The following is a 21,650-nucleotide window of genomic DNA, read 5'->3' as shown; positions in this document are numbered from 1 at the left end:
GTTGTCATAGCGTGGGGGAAACGCCCGGTCCCATTCCGAACCCGGAAGCTAAGACCCACAGCGCCGATGGTACTGCACCCGGGAGGGTGTGGGAGAGTAGGTCACCGCCGGACAACCATTAAACGGTCGAGAGCCCCAACCAGTCATGGTTGGGGCTCTCCCGCATTTAAACCCCCAACCACCACACGCTCTCCCACCACCCGCGGGTTCTGGCGTGACGCTCTCTCACTACCTGCCGCGCAGGACCTCACGCTCTCTCACCACCCGTCGCGCAGGACCGCACGCTCTCTCACATCCTGCCGCGTAGGACCGGACGCTCTCTCACCACCCGTCGCGCAGGACGGCACGCTCTCTCACCTCCCCCGGCGCCGGCCGGGCACCCCACGCCAACGCGCCGCCGTCGTCACCGGCCAAACCGAGAGAGCGTCCGCGATTATCCCGCGGGAAGTGAGAGAGCGTCCGTGATGAACCGGCAGGAAGTGAGAGAGCGTCGCCGTGGGAAAGTGCGTAAGGTGAGAGAGAGGGTTTCGGCCAAGCTCAACCAGCGCCCTCCCGTGTCGCACGCCCAAAACCGGGCCGGCCGCCGTCGTGCCCCCCCACAGCCAGGTGCCACCGCAGCGGGCCTTAACATCGTCCGCTGTGGGCGGAATTCGGGGGAAAACCCGCGAAATTCCGGTGATTTAGGTCAAAAAGTCGCGGAAACACGCGGAATTTGTCCCCCTCACGGGTGCAAGCTGGTAAGTTTTCGAACAGTGGCTTGTACGCATGCCGTGTGCAGGCTCCAGAAATCCAAAGCGTCCAGGAGGACATAAATGGCTAAGAACCGTAGTGAACTTGTTGCAGAGGTAGCAGGCAAGGCCGGCACCAGCCAGGCAGCCGTCAACTCCGTGCTCGATGCACTGTTCGAGGTTTTCGAATCTTCCGTCGCCTCCGGCGAGAAGATCACCATCCCGGGCTGGCTCGCAGTCGAGCGCACCGACCGCGCCGCCCGCACTGGCCGCAACCCGCAGACCGGCGAGACCATCCAGATCGCAGCTGGCCACAGCGTCAAGCTGACCGCTGGCTCCAAGCTGAAGGCTGCTGTCTCCAACAAGAAGTAGTCTTCTCGACAGCTCCCGCGGAGCGGCGACCTTACGGTTGCCGCTCCGCCTGCTTTTAAGCTCCGATTCGCTGCGCAGGCAGCGGTAGCGGACAATGGATAAGTGCCCTCAGCAGCAAAATCCCGTATCCCCCAGCCTGCGCCCGGTCCCGGAGCGCAGAGCCAGGCGGATGCCGCCCTCGGTATTCCGCGGCCCTGGCAGTTGGCTGGCTTGGCTGCGCTCTTCCTAGGGTTGGCGGCCGCCCTGCTGTTCTCCGGTGCCGCGGCGGCCCGCGAGGTGTCCGACCCCGGAGCCATGGTGCGCTGGGGCCTCCCTGTCAGCAAGGCAATCCACAACATCTCGCTGGCCACAGTGATTGGCGGGCTCATATTCGCTGCGGGCATCCTGCCCTGGAAGCTTGGCGGCTCGCGGACCAAGGACCATGACGCTCCCGAGCACCCGGCCTTCACCCGCGCCCTTGCCATAGCAGCGGCCGCCGGTGTGGCGTGGACGCTGTCAGCGATCGCCGTGCTGGTGCTGACCTACTCGGACGTGGCTGGGCAGGGTATTTCCGGGGACGCCGAATTTACCCGTGCCCTGGTCTACTTCATGACCGACATTGAAACAGGCCGGGCCTGGCTTGCCGTCACCATCATCGCCGCCGTCGTCACCACCGCCCTGTTCGGTGTGCGTTCCCTGACAGGCCTGGCGCTAACCCTGGTGCTGGCGCTGATCGGCCTCGTTCCGACTGCGCTGATCGGCCACTCCTCAAGCTCGGATGACCACGAGGGCGCCATCAACTCGCTCGGCCTGCACCTGGTGGGCGTCAGCGCCTGGGTCGGCGGCATCATCATGCTCGCGATGCTCTCCGGCATCGTGGCCGGCACGCGCAACCCGTCGTCGCCCAACCAGGCCGCCCAGGCCAACCTAGCCACCCAGGCCGCCCGGTCCCCCCAGGCCGCATGGGCCGCCCAGGCCGGCGGCCCCGCAGACATCACCGAGCCGACGCTCCGGCGTTTCTCCTCGCTTGCAGGTTTCGCGTTCGTACTGGTCTTGGCCTCGGGCGTGATCAATGCCAGCGTGCGCGTGACCAGCTGGGCCGACCTCTTCGGCTCGCCCTACGGCCAGCTGATCCTGGCGAAGTCTGCGGCCACGCTGGTGCTCGGCGGCATCGGCTTCATGCACAGGCAGTGGGTCATTCCGCAGCTGGGACGCAAGGGCTCGGCCTTGTCCTCGCGCCGGGTGCTGTGGCAGCTGGTTCTCGTGGAGCTGCTCATCATGGGGGCCACCTCCGGTATCGCGGTGGCCCTCGGCCGCTCCGCGCCGCCCGAGCCGACCTCATACGCTCCGGACGCCTCTCCGGCCTTCATCCTGTCCGGCTACGAGCTGCCCCCGGAGCTGACGCCGGAACGGTGGCTCTCCGAGTGGCGCCTGGACTGGCTGTGGCTCGCCGTGGCCCTCTTCGGGCTGGTGTCCTACCTCCTCGGTGTGGCCAAGGTCCGTGCCCGCGGGGACAAGTGGCCATGGTTCAGGTCCATCAACTGGGTGATCGGGCTGCTGGTGCTGACGTACGTAACCTCCGGGCCGCCGTCGGTCTATGGGCGCGTGCTGTTTTCAGCGCACATGGTGGACCACATGGCGCTGACCATGGTGGCGCCGATCTTCCTGGTTCTCGGCGCTCCGGTGACGCTCGCCCTGCGCGCGCTTCCGGCCAGGACCGACGGGTCCCGCGGACTCCGCGAGTGGCTGCTGCTCTTTGTGCACTCGAAGTTCTCCCAGCTGGTCACGCACCCGCTGTTCGCCGCGGCCAACTTCGCCGGTTCGATCGTGCTGTTCTACTACTCCGATGCGTTCGGCTTCGCCATGCGCGAGCACGTGGGCCACGAGCTGATGAACCTGCACTTCGCGCTGACCGGGTACATCTTCGTGCTCAGCATGATCGGCACCGACCCGCTGCCGCGCCGGGCTCCGTTCCCGCTGCGGCTCGTACTGCTGCTGGCGACGATGGGCTTCCACGCCTTCTTCGGCGTGGCCATCATGGGCGGCACCAACCTGCTCGCCGCCGACTACTTCGGCAATCTGGGCCGGACTTGGGGCCCGTCCGCGCTCCTGGACCAGCAAATGGGCGGAGCCGTGGCCTGGGGCATCGGCGAAGTGCCAACGCTGCTGGTGGCAATCGGCGTCGCCATCATGTGGTCCAGGTCCGATGAACGCGAGACCCGCCGCACCGATCGGGCCGCGGACAGGAATAACGACGCCGATCTCACTGCTTACAACGATATGTTTGCCAAATTGGCTGAACGCGACGCCAAGCTGGCTGAACGCGACTCAAAGCTGGAAGGACGCTGATGAGCGAAACCGTACGCACCCACCACCGGGTCCGCGCCTCCGAACTGGTGGGCCGCAACTGGCTGAACACCGGCGGCAAGTCCCTGGACCTCCACGCCCTGCGCGGCAAGATCGTCCTCCTAGACTTCTGGACCTTCTGCTGCATCAACTGCCTGCACGTGCTGGATGAGCTCCGGCCGCTGGAGGAAAAGTACTCCGACGTCCTGGTCACAGTTGGCGTGCACTCGCCGAAGTTTGAGCACGAGGCCGATCCCGTGGCCCTTGCTGCCGCCGTCGAACGCTACGAGATCCACCACCCGGTCCTCGACGATCCCGAGCTGGAGACCTGGAAGGCCTACACCGCCCGCGCCTGGCCCACCCTGGTGGTCATCGACCCCGAGGGCTACATCGTGGCCCACCTCTCCGGCGAAGGCCACGCCGACGGCCTCGCCGTGCTCATCCCCGAGCTGATCGCCGTGCACGAGGCGAAGGGAACCCTCCACCGCGGCAACGGCCCCTACGTGGCGCCGGAACCGACGTCGGGCACGCTGCGCTTCCCGGGGAAGGCCCTCTACCTGCCGGACGGACGCGGTTCCGCTGCCGGAAAGCACGACGGCGGTGCTGCCGCCGGCTCAGATGCCGGCACCTGGCTGGTCACGGACACGGGCCACCACCGCCTCGTGGAGCTTGACACCGGCTTCCACACGGTGCTCGGCACGTTCGGCGCCGGCACCAGGGGCTACGCCGACGGCCCCGGCGCCGAAGTCGACTCCGTGAAGCCCACCGCAGAGTTCAACGAGCCGCAGGGCCTGGTCCTGCTGCCGGAAGACGTGGCAGCGAAGACGGGCTACGACGTCGTGGTTGCCGACTCCGTCAACCACCGCCTCCGTGGACTGTCCCTCACGGACGGAACCGTCACCACACTCGTCGGCAGCGGCGTGCAGCGCCTGCTGGAGAGCGGGCCGGCCCGCGTGGACGAGGACGCCGCCGGCTTTACCGGCCGCCTCAGCGAGCACCCGCTGGAGGTTTCCCTCAGCTCGCCCTGGGACGTTGTCTGGTCCGCCAAGCTCAATGCCGTGGTGATCGCCATGGCCGGGGTGCACCAGATCTTCAGCTTCGACCCGCTGACCGGGGCCGTATCGATCATCGCCGGCAACGGCCTGGAAGGGCTGCTGGACGGACCCGCCCACGAGGCATGGTTCGCGCAGCCGTCCGGCCTGGCCGAAGATGCGGACGGCAACATCTGGGTGGCGGACTCGGAGACCTCAGCGCTCCGCAAGCTTGTGATCGACGACGACGGAACCGTCACCGTTGAATCCGCCGTGGGCAAGGGGCTCTTCGACTTCGGCTTCCGCGACGGCGAGGCCTCCGGGGCGCGCCTGCAGCACCCGCTGGGCGTCACGGTGCTGCCGGACGGTTCCGTGGCCATCGCGGACACCTACAACGGTGCGGTGCGCCGCTATGACCCCGCCACAAAGACCGTGTCCACCCTGGCGCGGGGCCTGTCCGAGCCCTCCGACGTGATTGTGGACCACACGCAGGTTGCAGGTAAGGAGCCGCTGCTGGTGGTGGTCGAGGCCAACAAGCACCAGTTGGTCTACGTGCCCATCCCGAAGGAAGCCCAGCAGGTGGACGAGGGCGCAGTCCAGACGCACCGGCCCAAGAGCCCCGTGGCCGCGGGACCGCTGGAACTGACCGTGCGCTTCACGGCGCCCACGGGCCAGAAGCTCGACGACCGCTGGGGTGATCCCACGCAGCTGAAGATCTCCTCCACCCCGCCCGAGTTGCTCGTGTCCGGCGGCGGAACCTCCGTGGGCCTGCTCCGCACCCTCGAACTGGCCTCCGACGTTCCCGAGGGCGTGCTGCACATTACGGCCCGCGCCGCGGCCTGCGACGGCCCGGAAACCGAGGACGGGGAGATCCCGGACCACGCCGCGTGCCACCTGTACCAGCAGGACTGGGGCATCCCGGTGGTGCTGCAGGCCGACGGCGACACCGAGCTGGTGCTAGACCTCCGCGGCATGGACTAATCCCCGCCGCTAGCAAAGGGCTGTTGCCTGCGACCGCCTGGAATGGCCCGGTTTTCCGACCCTACGGGCTGAGATCCGGGCCATTGCCGTTGGCGGTGGCCCCAAAGCTGGGCCAGTTCCGCAGCGACCCGGCGCCGGGCTTGTCCACATAGCCCGTGTTTAGCCTGTCCGGGCGCTCCGGCAACAGGCACTGTGGACCAATGGATCCAGCGGACATCATAGTGTCGGCCGGCGGCGTCCTGCTGACCCGGGACGTGCTGGCCAGGGGCGCCTCCGAAGCGGGCATCCGCCGCGCCGTCCGGCACGGCGATGTGGTCAGGGTGGAGCGGGGGCTGCTGGCCGTTGCCGGAGCCGATCCGGAACTCGTGGCCGCCGGGCGCTCACGCGGCCTGCTCACGTGCGTCTCGGCCGCCCCGCGATTCGCGCTCTGGCAGCTGCGTCCTGCGGTCCAGCCACACTATTGGCACAGCAACGGCAGGGCCACTGCACGGTGCATCAGCCATCGACTGGCGCTTACCCAGCCCGCAGTCCACGGAACTCTCGCCGCACTACCGGATGTGCTGCTCCATGCGCTGCTGTGCCTGCCGCCGCTGGATGCGCTGGTGATGGTGGAATGCGCCTACAGCCGGGGAGACATCGAACCTTCATTCCTACGCAGGCACCTTGCCGGCAACCGTTGCGGGAAGGCCCGCGACGTCCTGGCCCGAGTGGAGCGAGGCGCCGACTCGTTGTTGGAGACCCTTGCCCGCGTGCTGTTCAGGGATGCCGGGATCGCGACCGAAACCCAAGTATGGCTCGACGGGATAGGCAGGGTGGACTTCCTGCTCGAGGGCTTCCTGATTGTTGAGCTAGACGGCATCGCCTTCCACCTGGAGCCGCGCCAGTTCAAGAAGGACCGGCGGCGGGACAATTCGGCGACAGCCCGCGGGCTGCCCGTCCTGCGCTTCTTCTATGACGACGTGGTGCATGCCCCGGAAGCCATGCTCGCCCAGGTGCGGGAGGTCCTGGCTCGCGGCTCGCTCCGCTGGCCGCAACCGGACCAGCCCGGTTATGGAGCCTCCAGCCGGCTGACGTGGCAATGATCCGGTCACGGAAGCTTGAAAACTGGGCCGGTCCCACCAAGGCGGAGCCAGCCCGGCAGGGTTAGAAGCTCAGGAGCGGGGTGACCTTGATGGTGTCGCCCTCGATGTCCAGGCGCGTGGTGAAGCTGAAGTCGTGGACCTCGTTCAGGGCGGAAACTGCCCCTGTGAAGAGGTCCACCTGTTCGGCGTTGATCCTGGCTTTGCCGTCCAGCGGTGCGACCACCCATTTGCCGTCGAAAGGCTCAATGCTGATCTTCGGGTACTCGGTGATGCTCCACTTGATGGTCCCGTCCACCACGCGGTTGTTGGTGGCGTGGTAGAACGGGCAGTCGGGTTGCAGCCTCTGCTGCTTGCCGGCCTCCGCGGCGCACTGGTCAAGGAATTCCTTGACCCGGGCGGCCACCGCCTGGTTCAGCTCTTCCGTTGCCTGGGTCAGGAGATTCAGCGGTGCCGTGGGGGCGTCCCGTCCGGATACCGTGGCGCTGGTCGGGGGCGCCGAGAAAAACTGCCCGTTCAGGGATGCCTCGTACTCGCCGGGGTAGAACACTGCGAAGGTGTTGCGGCCGCCGGGCATGTTCACCGGGACGCCGTTGACTGTGGCCTCGTTGGAGTTCACCACGGTGATGTCCACCGTGGGCAGAGGCGCAGGCACGAACGCCCACTTATGGAAGAACAGCCATTCGGTGCCGGTGCTTTCCAGTAGGAACTCGGTGCGCAGCTGGCTGCCGTCGATGGTGTAGTCCAGGGGCACCAGGACCCGGTTGCCGCTGCGCTGCTCGGCACCGCCGAGCTTCACGTTGGTGATGCGTGAGGCGGACGTCTGCAGCGCCGTGCCGTCGAGCATGGCGGGGTCGGCGTCCGGCACGGAAGCGCGGAGCAGGCCAAGGGCGCGCTCGCCTTCACCCTTCTGCAGGGCTTCCAGATATTCGCGCACAGGCTGCTGCGGACTGGCCACTGAGCTGTTCACAAGGTTCACCGAGACGATGGCTCCGACCACGGCAAGCATCAGGCCCAACAGCCACCCGGCCGCGGTCCTCACCAACGCTTGACTCATCTGCACGCACCTTACGTTACCTGCAAGTGCCGCGAACGCAGGAGTAACAGGTGCCGCCATGACGCCGGGCGGGCGTGAAAAAGCGTCCGACGGCGGGGCGTCACCGTCCGGGTCGGCGCGAGTCGGCGCTACCGGCGGCGCCGGGACGACGTGCCAAATACGCCCCTCAGAAGTTCCCTGCCCAGCTGGGTTCCCATGGAGCGGACCATGCTTTTCAGGCCTCCGCCGAGAGCCCCGCCCAAGGCGCCGGTGATGTCCTCCATCATGCCGCCGCCGGCCGGGGGAGCGGAGCGCGGTGCGGGCGGGGTCGGCTGGCGCCGCTCGGGTGCGGGCCTGCTGCTGGGGCGCCCCAGGATCTCCTCTTCGATGCGGCGGGCATCGGCGTCGACGGCTTGCGTGTCCAGGCTGCCTGGAACGAAGACCCCTGCGGAGGGAGCCGGCGGCTGGCCCGGTGCGGCGGCACCCGTGGAGGCTGCTGCCTTGCCGGCGAGTTTCTCGTAAGCGGAGACGTTGTCCACGGCGGTGCCGTACTTGGCGAGCAACGCCGACCCCGCCACCGTGCTCTTGATCAGCTCATCGGCGCTGGGGCCCATGACGGACTCCGGGGCGCGCAGGCGGGTCAATGCCACGGGCGTGGGCGCGCCCTTCTCGTTCATCACGGTGACCACCGCCTCGCCGATGCCGGCTGAGGTAAGCGTCTCCTCGAGGTCGTAGTCGCTGAGCGGGAACGTGGAGACAGTGGCCTTGAGCGCCTTGGCGTCCTCCGGTGTGAACGCCCTCAGCGCGTGCTGAACGCGGTTGGCGAGCTGGCCGAGGACGTCGGCGGGAACGTCCTTCGGCGTCTGCGTGACGAAGAAGATGCCCACGCCCTTGGAACGGATGAGCCGGACCGTGGTGGTGATGGCTTCCAGGAAGGCCTTTGACGCGTCATTGAACAGCAGGTGTGCCTCATCGAGGAAGAACACGAGCTTGGGCTTGTCGAGGTCTCCGGCCTCGGGCAGGTCCTCGAAGAGATCCGCCAGCAGCCACATCAGGAAGGTGGAGAAGACCATGGGCTTGGTCTGCAAGGTGGGTAGCTCAAGGCAGCTGATGACACCGCGCCCGTCGGGTGCGGTGCGGAGCAGCTCAGCGGTGTCGAACTCGGGCTCGCCGAAAAAGCGCTCCATGCCCTGTGCCTCGAGGGTCACCAGCTCGCGGAGGATGACGCCGGCAGTGGCCTTGGACAGGCCGCCCAGCTCCTGGAGCGACTCCTTGCCTTCATCCGAAGTGAGGAACTGGATGACGGAGCGGAGGTCCTTCAGATCCATCAGTTCGAGGTTGTTCTTGTCGGCGAAATGGAACACCAGTTGGAGGCTGGACTCCTGGGTGTCGTTTAACTCCATGATGCGGGAGAGCAGGATGGGCCCGAACGATGTGATGGTGGCCCGCACCGGGATGCCGTTGCCGTCCCCTCCGAGGGCGAGGAACTCCACGGGGAACGTCTTGGCCGCCCATTGCTGGCCGATGCTTTCCGTGCGCGCCTTCAGCTTCTCGCTGCCGGTGGCGGCGGTGGCCAACCCGGACAGGTCGCCCTTGATGTCGGCCAGGAAAACCGGCACACCCGCGGCGGAAAGCTGCTCGGCCATCATATGCAGCGTGACGGTCTTACCCGTGCCCGTCGCGCCCGCCACGAGCCCGTGCCGGTTCATCATGGACAGCGGCAGGCGGACGGGAGCGTCCTTGTGGAGTTCGCCGTCGACGATGGCGGCTCCCAGCTCGATGGTGGCGCCCTCCAGGACATAGCCTTTTTGGATCGTGGCGACTTTATCTGCGGTGGATTTGTTGGCCATGCCGATAGCTTAGCCGCGGGTATCCAGATCTCTCGTGAAAGCCAGGAATTTGATGGGCTCGGGATGGGCGGCCAGGTCGAACTGCGGCTCGCACCCTGAACACGTTCCCGTAGCGGGCATCGCGGAAGTGAGCTGATTCAACTCAAGTCAGCCGCAGTGAAAAATCGAGTACTGCCTCCATAAAACAGGTACGGAAATACCCAAAGTCGAGTGGAATTTACTGGTGTCTTTCTGGGCGTGCGCCCATAGCATCGGGACTACATTTGCGGTCAATGGTGGCCGCATCCTTGCGAGGGAGGCGCTGCAGTGAACTATTCAGACCGAAAGAGTCCCGGGCAGAGAACGAAGGACCGGCCCCGAGCGGGGTGGTGGTCCGCCACGTCCGCGGGAGGCGCCGGCAAGACCTTCCTGGCTGCCGTCACGGTGGGCGGACTGCTACTGTCCGCGGCCGGTGTGGCCCATGCCGACGTGGTTTACAACAACGTTGATGCGAGCGTGGATGCCGTGGCCGAATCCATGCCATTGAATGCGGGCGGCGTCACTGGCACCACAACGCTTGCCATTTCCGCGGCCAACGGCGATGGCAAGCAAGGCTGCAACCTCACAGCTGGCAGTGTCCTGACCCTGGGCCTGGCCTCGAGCAACGCGGCGGTGGCCACCGTCAGCCCGTCCTCCGTGACCTTCTCGAGTTGCGGCGAAACCAAGGTGCTGACCGTTACCCCTTTGTCGGCCGGCACCGCGACCGTTAGCGCCACCCAGTCCGTCAACACCACAGGTGGAACCTTCAATCTTGCTCCGGCAACGTTCACCGTCAATGTGGTGGCCCCCGCTCCCGCGAACACGGCGCCGTCCGTTACGGTGGCGGGTGTGAATACGGGCGCTTCGTACTCCAAGGGGGCCGTCCCCGCAGCGTCCTGCAACATCGTCGACGCCGAAGACGGGAACAGCACGGTCGCTGCAGCACTCAGCGGCGTCACTGGTCCTTACGCGGCGGACGGCATCGGCCAGCAGACAGCGAGCTGTAGCTACACAGACGGCGGCGGGCTCACCGCCAGCGGCTCAGCCACCTACAACATCTTGGACCCCAGCGGTCCGCAGATCAGCTACACCCTGAACCCGGGGACGCCTAACGGCCTCAGTGAGTGGTTCACCGTGCCGCTGATCCTCACCTGGACGGTCACCGATTCCGAGTCGCCAGCCTCATTGATCACTACCGGCTGCGAGGAACAGGCCATTTCGGCGGACCAGGTGAAAATCGCGTACACCTGCTCCGCAACCAGCGCCGGAGGCTCCACCTCCAAGGACACTGTGCCCGTGGGGCTCGACGCCACCGCTCCCGAAGTGAGCTACGCAGGGGCAGAAGGACCCGTCGGCAACGACGGCTGGTTCAGGGGGCCTGTTACGGCTACGTTCACCGGCACCGACGCAACGTCCGGCCCCGCCGCCCAGTCCGCGAGCGAAACGACAGCCGCGGGCGCCGAAGGAGCGGCCATAGAGGTCAGGAGCCCGGTGTTCAGTGACACCGCAGGCAACGCCTCGGCCCTTGGAGCGGTGACCCAAAGCTTCAAGATCGACGGCACGGCGCCAGTGGTGGCGTACTCGGAAGCTGACAGGGAGCCGAATGCCAAGGGCTGGTACAACGCCCCCGTCACGGCAACGTTCACCGGAACTGATGCAGTTTCGGGGCCGGCCGTAGCGACCCAGACCGCAACATCCGCAGGAGAGGGCGCCGCCGTCGTCGTTGGCAGCCCGGTCTTCGCGGACGTTGCCGGCAATGCCTCGGAGGCCGGCACTCCGTCCGCAAGCTACAAGATCGACCTCACGGCGCCGTCCGTTTCGTTCACGAAGCTCAGCGGCGCGGAGGGCGCGAACGGCTGGTACACCGGCCCGGTCACGGCGACGTTTACCGGGACGGATGCACTCTCGGGTCCGGAGTCTGCGGTCAAGACGACGGTCTCCAGTGGAGAAGGCACCGACATGGTCCTGGCCAGCCCGGCGTTCACGGATGACGCGGACAACACAACGCCTGCCGGCGAAGTGTCCAGCGCGGCCTTCAAGGTGGATCTGACGGATCCGGTTGCCAAGTTCGACTCAGTTCTGGCGGACGCGTACTTCAGGTCCCTTGGCACTCAGCCCACGTGCACCGCCACGGATGCAGGTTCAGGTCCGGCCAGTTGCGCCGTGACCGGCTACTCTGCCGAGGTGGGCACCCACACGTTGACGGCCACGGCCACCGACAATGCGGGGCGCACGTCCGTCACTACACAGACCTATACGGTGAAAGCCTGGGAGCCCAAGGGGTTCTACCAGCCCATCGACATGGGCAGCGTCCTCAACACGGTGAAGGCGGGAAGCACCGTACCTGCCAAATTCGAAGTGTTCGCCGGCACCACAGAGCTGACGGACACCAGCATCGTGAAGATGGGAGTCCGGCAGATCACGTGCAGCCCGCTGGCAATCCAGGACGGAATCGAGATCACGGCCACCGGAAATACCTCCTTGAGGTACGACTCGACGGGCGGCCAGTACATCTACAACTGGAAGACGCCGAACATGCCAGGAATCTGCTTCCAGCTCAGCATGACGTCAGCCGACGGTTCCCATATCGATGCCAACTTCAAGCTGAAGTAGCTCCGCTGCGGACTTGGATAGGCAAGTAGCACGCATGGGCTAAAACGCGGGAAGGGGGTCGCCGGAAACGGTGGCCCCCTTCCTCCGTGTCCGGCGCCACGGCGACATCCAGAAATATCCCGGCCGCCGCCGTCGTTGTCGCCACTGTGCCTGTTCCGCTACCGGAACGGACCGCCGCAACGCTCCGCTACGAAAGGCCGGCTCCTCCGTGACTGTTCCCCTCTCCATCCTTGACCTTGCGACCATCGGCAAGGGCCAGACAGCGGCGGAGAGCTTTGCCGGCAGCGTGGCCATGGCCCAGCTTGCCGAGAAACTGGGCTACCGCCGGGTCTGGTATGCGGAGCACCACAACATGTCCTCCATCGCCTCCTCTGCGACCAGCGTGCTGATCGCCCACATCGCCGCCAATACCAGCAGTATCCGGCTGGGGGCGGGCGGCGTCATGCTCCCCAACCACTCCCCGCTCACCATTGCCGAACAGTTCGGCACCTTGGAGACCCTGCACCCGGGCCGCATCGACCTTGGGCTTGGCCGTGCCCCGGGCAGTGACCAGAACACCATGCGGGCGCTCCGCCGTGACCCCCAGTCGGCGGAGACCTTCCCCCAGGACGTCCTGGAACTGCAGGGCTACCTCAGCGGCCCCACCCGCATCCAGGATGTCGAGGCAACGCCGGGCAGGGGCACCAACGTGCCCCTGTACATCCTGGGTTCCTCCCTGTTCGGAGCACGGCTCGCCGCCCAGCTGGGCCTGCCCTTCGCCTTCGCCTCCCACTTCGCGCCCAATGCGCTCCAGGACGCCGTGGCCATCTACCGCCGGGAGTTCAAGCCGTCCGAGCAGCAGGTTGCGCCCCACGTCATCGCCGGCGTCAACGTGATCGCCGCGGATTCGGCGCCGGAAGCGCAGGAGATCTTCCGGGACACCCTGCGGGCCCGTGTCTCGCTGTTCTTCGGCGGCGGGCGGCAGTTCACGGACGACGAAGCGGACATGATCCTCGACTCCCCGCAGGGGCAGCATGTGACCCAGATGATGAAGTATTCCGCGGTTGGAACGCCGGACGCCGTGATGGAGTACCTGGACGGATTCGCTAAGCACGCCGACGCCGACGAGCTCATCGTGGCCCACCAGAGCACAGGGACCGCGACGCGTCTCCGGTCGGTGGAGCTGCTGGCCCAGGCCGCCGGGCTGGCGCGCGTTTAGCCCATAAAAAAATATTTTTAGACCCTACAGCGGTGGCTCCCCAGACATAAAACTGCAGGTCAGGGTGCCCTGGGCTGTATTTAGCCCTGGATAAATGACGGTTCAAATTGCCGTTATACAACCGATATCTTTGACTTCTACGGCGGACAGAACCTAGCGTTAGCACCGCAAGGTCTTAATTTGCTTCGGTAATGGGCGTTACCCCGCCCGTAATTCCGGGTGCTTTATAAGCTTCTGCAATGCAAGCGCAGATGCTGTGGCTAGCTGGTCCAATGTAGCGGTCTCAAAATCACTACACCTGACGACCTCAACCCCGCGGGGGTGAGGTCTTTTCGGCGCGCCTGATTCAGAAATCCACGGGATGGAATGCGATCAGCTCCGTTCACAATCAGACCCAGGTAAAGAATATGAAGATCAAGTCCACCGCCGCAGCCGTACTCATGACCTTCCTCATGGTCAGCGGGCTGGTTGCAGGCTTGTCAGCCCCGGCTTCCGCTGCGGGTACCACCTACTATGTGAGCGCGGCCGGCAGCGACAGCAACGCGGGCACGTCCAGCGCAGCCCCATGGAAGTCCCTGACGAAAGTCAGCCAGGCCGTCCTCAAGCCCGGGGACACCGTCAGTTTCCGCAAGGGCGACACCTGGACCGGCGGCATCGTGACCACCCAGAGCGGCACGTCCACGGCCCCGATCACCCTGAACAGCTACGGAACCGGCAATGCGCCCACGGTGACCGGCGGCAAGTCGGGAAACTGCATCAGGATCAACGGCAGCTACACCACAGTTGACGGACTGCGCGCCGTCTCGTGCGGGTATGCGGGCATCAGCGTCACCGGAGACCGCGCTCTGGTGCGGAACTCCAGTGCCTCCAACAACGCCGTTGGACTCAAGATCGGAGCCGGTTCCGATTTCGGCAGGTACACGGGGAATTCGCTGACAAACAACAACATTATGAATGTGAATACCCCCGGCACGAATTGCGGAACTGCCTCCGCGGTGAACTGCAGCGATGACTCCGGTGCCTTTGGTGTTCTGATCAACGGCAACGACAATGAGTTTTCCGGCAATACCGTCAGTGGTTCCACCGGGAAGTCCTACGATTACAACCAGGACGGCGGCGCCTTCGAAATCTACAACGGCAACCGCAACAACATTCACCACAATGTGTCCCTGGACAATAACAACTTCTCCGAACTCGGAAAGTCCTCGGGGACGGCCGACGGCAACACCTACCGCTACAACCTGATCCGCTCAACCTGCGGGGCTAACTGCTCCGAGGCGAAGGGCCTGATCGCCCGCGGAGCCTACACTTCCTTCGGGCCCACCAACGGCACCGTCTTTGAGTTCAACACGGTGTACCTGACAGGCGCGGTGTCTCAGGCTGTTGTTTGCCACGCGACCTGCCCGTCCTCAACGGTGGTCCGGGCCAACATCCTGGTGGGCGTCAAGAACTCCCTGTACATGAACGGTTCGGGCTGGACCGAGAAGCAGAACGTCCTCAACGGCCCGACGAACATCTCGCCGAACAGCACCACCACCATGGCGCCCGCAGGTTTTGTCAGCGCACCCACGAACCTCCGCCTGACGAGCATCAGCCCGGCGATCGACCGGGCCGACACCAGCGCCTCCACCCTGGACCTGGCCGGGGCCCCGGCCATGCAGAACGGCGACTGCGCCGGGACCGCCGCCGCTGATTCGGGCGCCTACGAGTTCGATTCGCCGGCCTGCTAACGCCACACCAAAACGCACCAACGAATTCCGGGTCCGCCCGGGTCGCGTTCACCGCGGCCCGGGCGGACCTTTCTGCCGCCAGCGGCTTCACCGCCGCCACTCTCGTGCGGAAGTAGAGCGGAGTACCGCCGCTGAAGTAACACGACCGCAACGACCGGGATATTCAGGGGAAACGGCTGCGGCGGACACTGAAGGGGTCCAGAACCGATTTGGGGATGATCCGAAGGAATTCCGCGCATGCCAACTCCGCTCAACCAGACGGTGGCCGATTCCGCACTTCTGACAAAGTCCCTGCCGCTGGGCCTGCTGAGGGCCTTCGTCCAGTCGGAAGCGGCCGACGACGGCCTCACTCCCCAGCTGCTCGCCGAACTGAAGATCCTGGCCCGCACGCCCGGGCTGCTGGTGGCCTGCAACTACGGCGGAACCCTGTGTTCCGCGGAGGGCATCTCCACCGAAACCCTGCCCCTGGGCAGTGCCGCGATAGCCCTCCGCGCCCTGGCGGCACTGCCCAACACGCATGCGGCCGTCATCTCAGGGCGGTCGCTGCGCGATCTGGCGGCGGTGTCCAGGCTGCCCGCCGAGGTGCATCTGGTGGGCTCCCACGGAGCTGAATTCGACATGGGGTTCGCCCACGGGCTGTCCCTGGCCACCGAGTCCGTGCTGCAGCAGGCCAACCAGGCCCTGATCGAATCGGTGGGCGCCTACAAGGGGATCAGCATCGAGCGGAAGCCGGTGGCGGTTTCGGTGCACACCCGGCCGGCGTCCCACGCGGTTGCGGCCAAGGCCGCGAAGAAGGCAGAGGAGGTGGCCCGGGCCCTGGGGCTGTTCTTCATCGTGGACGGCTCGGTGCTGGACCTGTCCGTAGTGGAGCCCTCCAAAGCCGCCGCGCTTGAACACCTGCGGTCCAGGCTTGGCGTCAGCGCGGCGCTGTACGCGGGGGACGCCGTGAGCGACGAACTGGCCATGGCCACGCTCCGTGGCCCGGACATGGGGCTGTGGGTGGGGGACCTGCCGAGCCCGGCGAAGCACCGCCTGAAGGACCCCGAGTCCTTTGCCCGCGTGCTGGCAATCCTGTTTGAGCTACGGCGCGCCTGGCTGTTCGGCGAGGATGCCGTGGGCCTCGAGCGGCACTCGATGATCGGCAACGGCTCCTCCACGGCGCTGCTCACGCCCGAGGCCAAGATCTGCTGGATGAGCCACCCCCTGCCGGACTCGGGCTCGCTCTTCGCGCACATCCTGGGCGGGGATGCCGCGGGACACTTCTCCGTGGAGCCGGTCAAGGCCTCGCAAGTGCTGGGCCAGCGGTATGTGGACAGCACCATGATCGTGGAGACCCGGTGGGCGGACGTCACGGTGACCGACTACCTCGAACCTGCCCCCGAAGGGATCACCAGCCTGGTCCGGGTGCTGTCCGGAACGGGGGCGGCGCGGATCGTGTTTGCGCCCCGGCCGGACTACGCCAACGCGCCGTTCAGCATGGAAGCCCGCGGCAGTGAGCTTCACGTCGTCGGCACGTCCGATCCCATCGTCCTGCTGGCCCCCGGCGTCAGCTTCGCCATCACCTCTGACGGGCGGCACGCGACGGCCACGGCCGACGTCAACCTCCAGAACGGTCCCGTGGTCCTCAACCTCCGGTGCGGGGACACGGAGTCCCGGCACGCTCACGGAACTGACGAGGCGGACCGCCGTTCCGCCGTCGCGCACCATTCCCGCCGCTGGGTGCAGGGCCTGGTGCTGCCGTCCGTGAAGCCCTCCCTGGTGCGGCGCTCGGCGCTGGTGCTGCGCGCACTGGTGCACGAGCCCACCGGCGCCGTGCTCGCGGCTCCCACCACGTCCCTTCCCGAGGGAATCGGCGGCACCCGGAACTGGGACTACCGCTACTGCTGGCTGCGGGACGGGTCCATGACGGTCAACGCGCTGGTGGACCTGGGGTCGACGGCGGAGGCTGACGGATTCCTTGCCTGGCTGAGCCGGATCCTCGCGAATGCGCCCGGCCCGGAGTGGCTGCACCCGCTCTATTCGGTCACGGGCGCGCCGCTGTCCACGGAGGCCATCATCGAGAGCCTGCCCGGGTATGCCGGCTCACGGCCGGTGCGGATCGGCAACGCCGCGGACCACCAGGTCCAGCTGGACGTGTTCGGGCCCATCGCCGAGCTGATCCACGCGCTGAGTGAGTCGCAGGGATCCCTGGCGGCCACGCACTGGGACCTGATGGTGCAGATGGCGAGTGCCGTGCTGGCACGGTGGCATGAGGCCGACCACGGCATCTGGGAGGCCCGCCGCGCACCGCGGCACCACGTCTACACCAAGGTGATGTGCTGGGTCACGCTCGACCGGGCCCTCCGCACCGCCGCCCGGCACGGCCGTGATCCCGAACCGTCTTGGGCTCCCACGGCCGCCACCATCCGGGACGAGGTGCTCCGCGAGGGCTGGGACGACACCGCCTCGTCCTACACCGTGGCCTACGACAGCCCGGACCTGGACGCGGCGGTCCTGCACATCGGGCTGTCCGGCCTGCTCGACGTCAACGACCAGCGGTTCCTGGACACCGTCACCGCGGTGGAGCGGGAGCTCCGCGTGGGGCCCACCGTTTTCCGGTACCGGTACGACGACGGCCTGCCGGGTTTGGAGGGTGGCTTCCACATCTGCACCACGTGGCTGATTGAGGCGTACGTGGCGGTGGGCCGCATTTCGGAGGCCTGGGACCTGTTCGACCAGCTGATCAACCTGTTCGGGCCGACAGGGCTGCTGCCGGAGGAGTACGATCCCGGCACCGAGACGCACCTGGGGAACCACCCGCAGGCCTACTCGCACCTCGGCTTCATCCGCTGCGCCCGGCTCCTGGACCAGCACCAGCGGAGCTAGGTCCAGGACGGCAGCCATCCTCCGCGTGCTCGCTCGTTCCTCGCTTAGACGCACGCTTCCGGATAACTGTCGTCCTGGCCGCCGGGCTAGCGGAGACTGGCGCGGGTGGCCGAGAACATGGCCGGTGCCGGGCCGTCCCCGGCGGCGAGGTCGGCCAGTATCCTGCCCACCACCGGCGTGAACTTGAATCCGTGGCCGGCGAAACCGGCCCCGATGACCACCGGGCCGATGCGGTCCAGCACGAAGTTATGGTCCGGCACCGTGGTGTAGGTACAGCTGATGTCGGCCATGACGTCGGCATCCACGCCGGGCAGCCACTGCCTGGCGTACTGCTGCAGCGCGGCGCGCTGCCGCGGCTCGGGCCGGAAGGACCTCCGGTCCGGGTCCACCACCGGGCCCACTCCGTGCCAGCCTGCCTTGACGCCCTCGCCCGGGGTGAGCATGCCGTACACGGGCGAGTACCAGCCGTCGTAGCCCTCCCCGGGTCCCGGGAAGTGGTTGAATCCGGGCCATTCGGCGCCGTCGTCGGAGATGCCGAAGTGCGCCGGCTGCTCCTGGGTCACCGTCAGCCGCGGCGTGGCCACGGCTCCGGCGAGCAGCTTCGACGTCCAGCCGCCCGCGGTGACCACAGCCTGGCGGGCGGTCAGCACCTCGGTGCGGCCGCCGTCGTCCACGGTGAGCCGCACGCCGTCGTCGAGGATCTTCAGTTCCACAACCTTCGCATGGTGGCGGATCGCGGCCCCGTTTGCGGCGGCCAGCCGCTGGAGGGCCGGCAGCGCCGCTTCGGGATTGAGCTGCCCGCCGTCGGGCATGTACAGGACCTGCTGGTCGAACCGGATGCCGCGCCAGCGCTCGCCGGCTTCCGGCACCGGCAGAAAATCGGCCCGCAGGCCGGCCTTGGTCAGCGCGTCATGGATGGCGCCCAGCTGCGGATCCGGGCCGTGGTTTACGACGCCGGTGCGCGCCAGCAGCTGCTCGCCGCTCTCGTTTTCAAGCTCGCCCCAGAGCGTGAGCGCCTCGGCCAGCATGGCGACGTACTCCGGCTCGGAGTAGGCCAGGCTGAGGTTCCGCGTGGCCCCGTGGGAGGCCCCGATGCGGTGCCCCGGGCCGAACTGCTCCAGCAGGGTCACGTCCCGGCCGCGCCGGGCCAGCGCCCACGCCGCAGCGGAGCCCATGGCGCCGCCTCCGATGACGACGGTGTCCAGGGTTGGGTTCAAGGTTTCCTCCGAATCGGGTGGGTTCTCACGTCAGGAGCACTGCCACGCCGATCATGGCGGGGACCGCTACGACGGTGGTGATGAGCACGGTGTCCTTGGCGACCGTGAGGCCGGTCTTGTACCGGCTGGCCGCCACGAAGACGTTCTGGGCAGTGGGCAGGGCGGAGGTCACCACGACGGCGAACAGCGCCTGGCCCTCGAGGCCCAGCGCGAAGCGGGCAAAAACATAGGCGATCGACGGGTGGACAATGAGCTTGAAGGCGCTCGCCAGCAGGGCGTCAGCCCGGCGTCCCTGGGCTGCCTGCAGCGGCCTCGATCCGTTCAGGCTCATGCCGAAGGCCATCAGCATGGCCGGAATGGCGGCACCGCCGATCAGGTGGATGGGCTGCAGGATCAGCGCCGGGACCTGCCAGCCCGTCCCGGCCACAACCAGGCCCAGCGCCGAGCCCACGATCATCGGGTTCTTGAGGATCATCACGGCGAAACGGAGCGGGGTGGTGCGGTGCGAGCTGGTGGTCGAATCGAGGGCCATGAGGAACAGCGGCGTGAAGAACGCCAGCTGGAAGATCAGTAGGGGAGCCACATAGCTGGCGTCGCCGAGGACGTACACGGCGATCGGAATGCCCAGGTTGGCCGAGTTCGCCAGGGAGGCGCTCATGGACGACATGAGCGACTCGGGCACGCTGCGCTTGAGGAGGAACCTGACAATGATGAAGAACAGGGCGGCTGTGGCAATGGCGCCCACCGCCGCAACCAGCAGGGGAGCGGCGAAGACATCGTGGAGGCGGGCCTTGCTCAGTGTCTCGAAAAGCAGGGCCGGGCTGGCCACAAAGAAGGTCAGCGCGCTCAGGACCTGGCGTGCGTTGTCGCCGAGGATGCCTTTCCTGCCGACGAACATGCCAACCAGAATGATGGACCAGACGACGAAAAACCCCGCGAGGACACCTAGCATCCGGGTGTCTCTGAAGGGTCGGGTCTACAGGCGGTGGCGTCCACCATCCCAGCCTAATCAGATTTATTCAGCGAAGGATGAGCTTGTGGCAGGGATCTCGCTATTCGGGCAGCCAGATGCCCTGGGCCAGTTGAGGGGCGCAGTCAGCTGCACGTGGCGTTGTTCAACGCGAACGGCGGGCGCATGAGACCGGCGGTGTGGCCCTCCGCGGGATCGTTGCCGATCTGGACAATCTTGTTGTCCTTGTCCACGTGGACCACCTTGGGATCGTAGGCCTTGGCCTCTTCCGTGGTCATCTGGGCATAGGTGATCAGAATGACGATGTCGTTTTCGTGCATCAGGTGCGCGGCCGCGCCGTTGATCCCGATGACGCCGGAACCGCGCTCGCCGGCGATGGTATAGGTCTCAAGGCGGGCGCCGTTGGTGACGTCCACAATGGCCACGAGCTCGCCAGGCATGATGTCGGCAGCATCCAGCAGGTCCAGGTCCACGGTGACCGAGCCCACGTAGTGCAGGTCCGCGTGCGTGACAGTGGCGCGGTGGATCTTGGACTTAAACATTGTGCGATTCATAACCTCAACAGTGTAACGCCGGGCTAGCCGTATGGCTGTGAGCCAGAACACCCCGGCCGCTAACCTTGTCCCGCTGCTGCGGCGTCCGATTCTTCCTGGGCGGCCGCGATGGAGGCGGCGGTCGCCGCCAGGATCTCGCGTGCGGCGAGGATGGCGGGCCGCTGGGCGCTGGAGCGGCGCACCGAGGTGAAGACCGTCCGGCGGGGTTTTCCCGGCAGCTCCATCAGTTGGGCGGTGGTGGCGCGGCCGGTCCACACGAGGTCCGGCATCAGTGCCACGGCATTTCCCGACTCGATCAGGCGGATCTGGGCCTGAAGGTCTGCCGTTTCGAAGCGCACATCGGGTTCGAAGCCGGCGCTCCTGCAGGCCTGTTCGGCCCAGTGGCGGGAGGCCGCGCCGCGCGGCTCCATGACCCACGGCATCTCCGCCGTGTCCGCGAGGGACGTGACTTTGGCCCTGCCCTCTGCCGCAGGCGGCACCGCGAGCCTGATGGCATCACCCGTCAGGCGGATGCGGTCCAGTTCCGGATAGCGGGGCGCTGCATGGCCCGGGTACTGCTCGGCAATCACGAGGTCGAAGTCCCGCGCCCACGTCTCATGCAGTGCCGTTTCGGGTTCGCGCTGGATCATTTCGATCCGGACCTCCGGGTAGGTTCCCGCCATCCGGGTCAGGGTGTCCGGCATGAGGGCCAGGGCCGCAGACTGGAAAACTGCGATCCGGACCGTTCCGGAGACCGTGGTGAGTGACGCAGCCAGATCCGCCTCAGCCTGCTCCAGCGTCTCAAGAAGCTGCGCGGTATGGGCCACAAGGACCTCGGCCTGGGGCGTCAGCTGAACCCTGCGGCCGGTTTTCCTGAGCAATTCCACCCCCACTTCCTTCTCAAGGAGGGCCAATTGCTGGGAAACTGAGGACGGACTGTACTGCAGGGCTGCGGCCACCTCGGCGAGCGTGCCCCGGATCTTCAGCTCGCGGAGCAGCCTCAACCGTCGAACATCGAGCACGGGCTGTTCCTTTGGTTGAATCCGGTTGAAACCAAATTGAATGGCTGGACTAACGAATAATGGTTAGGAGTATTCACTTTAT

Annotated in this window: 14 protein-coding genes and 1 rRNA gene; 9 read left to right on the top strand and 6 right to left on the bottom strand. The window is 66.5% G+C overall.

Features of this window, described 5'->3' with window-relative positions:
* The 5 genes from rrf to J7I89_RS08835 form a co-directional block, all read left to right on the top strand.
* Positions 1–113, top strand: a 5S ribosomal RNA gene (rrf, locus tag J7I89_RS08855); the annotation flags it as partial.
* A gap of 699 nt (positions 114–812) precedes the next feature.
* Positions 813–1,100 (top strand): HU family DNA-binding protein, encoded by a 288-nt coding sequence (locus J7I89_RS08850; RefSeq protein WP_056625601.1) that lies wholly within the window; start codon positions 813–815, stop codon positions 1,098–1,100.
* A gap of 102 nt (positions 1,101–1,202) precedes the next feature.
* Entirely contained in the window at positions 1,203–3,428 is a 2,226-nt protein-coding gene (locus J7I89_RS08845) for a cytochrome c oxidase assembly protein (protein WP_214969183.1), read from the top strand.
* On the top strand, positions 3,428–5,437 hold the full coding sequence (locus J7I89_RS08840) for an NHL domain-containing thioredoxin family protein (protein WP_214969181.1): 2,010 nt from the start codon (positions 3,428–3,430) through the stop codon (positions 5,435–5,437). The genes J7I89_RS08845 and J7I89_RS08840 overlap by 1 nt, the downstream gene beginning before the upstream one ends.
* 200 nt (positions 5,438–5,637) lie before the next feature.
* Entirely contained in the window at positions 5,638–6,519 is an 882-nt protein-coding gene (locus tag J7I89_RS08835; protein WP_214969179.1) for a type IV toxin-antitoxin system AbiEi family antitoxin domain-containing protein, read from the top strand.
* A gap of 61 nt (positions 6,520–6,580) precedes the next feature.
* Here the strand turns inward: J7I89_RS08835 and J7I89_RS08830 are convergent, their stop codons facing one another.
* Both J7I89_RS08830 and J7I89_RS08825 read right to left on the bottom strand, forming a co-directional pair.
* Positions 6,581–7,573, bottom strand: coding sequence for a hypothetical protein (locus tag J7I89_RS08830; RefSeq protein WP_214969178.1), 993 nt, complete (start codon positions 7,571–7,573; stop codon positions 6,581–6,583).
* Between the two features lie 128 nt (positions 7,574–7,701).
* Positions 7,702–9,402 carry a helicase HerA-like domain-containing protein gene (locus J7I89_RS08825; protein WP_214969176.1) on the bottom strand — a complete coding sequence of 567 codons (1,701 nt, stop codon included), beginning with the start codon at positions 9,400–9,402 and terminating at the stop codon, positions 7,702–7,704.
* A gap of 306 nt (positions 9,403–9,708) precedes the next feature.
* Here J7I89_RS08825 and J7I89_RS25770 point away from each other — a divergent pair, with 306 nt between their 5' ends.
* From J7I89_RS25770 to J7I89_RS08805, 4 genes are all read left to right on the top strand, one after another.
* Positions 9,709–12,033 (top strand): PxKF domain-containing protein, encoded by a 2,325-nt coding sequence (locus J7I89_RS25770; protein ID WP_214969174.1) that lies wholly within the window; start codon positions 9,709–9,711, stop codon positions 12,031–12,033.
* Positions 12,034–12,241: 208 nt separating this feature from the next.
* On the top strand, positions 12,242–13,231 hold the full coding sequence (locus J7I89_RS08815; protein WP_214969172.1) for an LLM class flavin-dependent oxidoreductase: 990 nt from the start codon (positions 12,242–12,244) through the stop codon (positions 13,229–13,231).
* 407 nt (positions 13,232–13,638) lie between these two features.
* Positions 13,639–14,961, top strand: coding sequence for a hypothetical protein (locus tag J7I89_RS08810; RefSeq protein ID WP_214969170.1), 1,323 nt, complete (start codon positions 13,639–13,641; stop codon positions 14,959–14,961).
* 237 nt (positions 14,962–15,198) lie between these two features.
* A complete protein-coding gene (locus J7I89_RS08805; protein WP_214969169.1) occupies positions 15,199–17,826 on the top strand; it encodes a trehalase-like domain-containing protein in 2,628 nt (875 codons plus the stop codon).
* Positions 17,827–17,912: 86 nt separating this feature from the next.
* Here J7I89_RS08805 and J7I89_RS08800 read toward each other — a convergent pair whose 3' ends face one another.
* From J7I89_RS08800 to J7I89_RS08785, 4 genes are all read right to left on the bottom strand, one after another.
* Positions 17,913–19,043, bottom strand: a complete 1,131-nt coding sequence (locus J7I89_RS08800) for an FAD-dependent oxidoreductase (RefSeq protein ID WP_214969167.1) — start codon at positions 19,041–19,043, stop codon at positions 17,913–17,915.
* A 25-nt stretch (positions 19,044–19,068) separates the two neighbouring features.
* Positions 19,069–19,995, bottom strand: a complete 927-nt coding sequence (locus J7I89_RS08795; protein WP_214969165.1) for an AEC family transporter — start codon at positions 19,993–19,995, stop codon at positions 19,069–19,071.
* 143 nt (positions 19,996–20,138) lie between these two features.
* Entirely contained in the window at positions 20,139–20,567 is a 429-nt protein-coding gene (gene panD / locus J7I89_RS08790; RefSeq protein ID WP_214969163.1) for an aspartate 1-decarboxylase, read from the bottom strand.
* A 59-nt stretch (positions 20,568–20,626) separates the two neighbouring features.
* Positions 20,627–21,568 (bottom strand): LysR substrate-binding domain-containing protein, encoded by a 942-nt coding sequence (locus J7I89_RS08785; protein ID WP_214969161.1) that lies wholly within the window; start codon positions 21,566–21,568, stop codon positions 20,627–20,629.
* Between the last annotated feature and the right edge of the window lie 82 nt (positions 21,569–21,650).

It is taken from the genome of Arthrobacter sp. ISL-5 (assembly GCF_018613835.1).
GTDB lineage: Bacteria > Actinomycetota > Actinomycetes > Actinomycetales > Micrococcaceae > Arthrobacter.
Note: the sequence above shows the minus strand (reverse complement) of the source record. Positions and strands in the feature narration are given on the sequence as shown.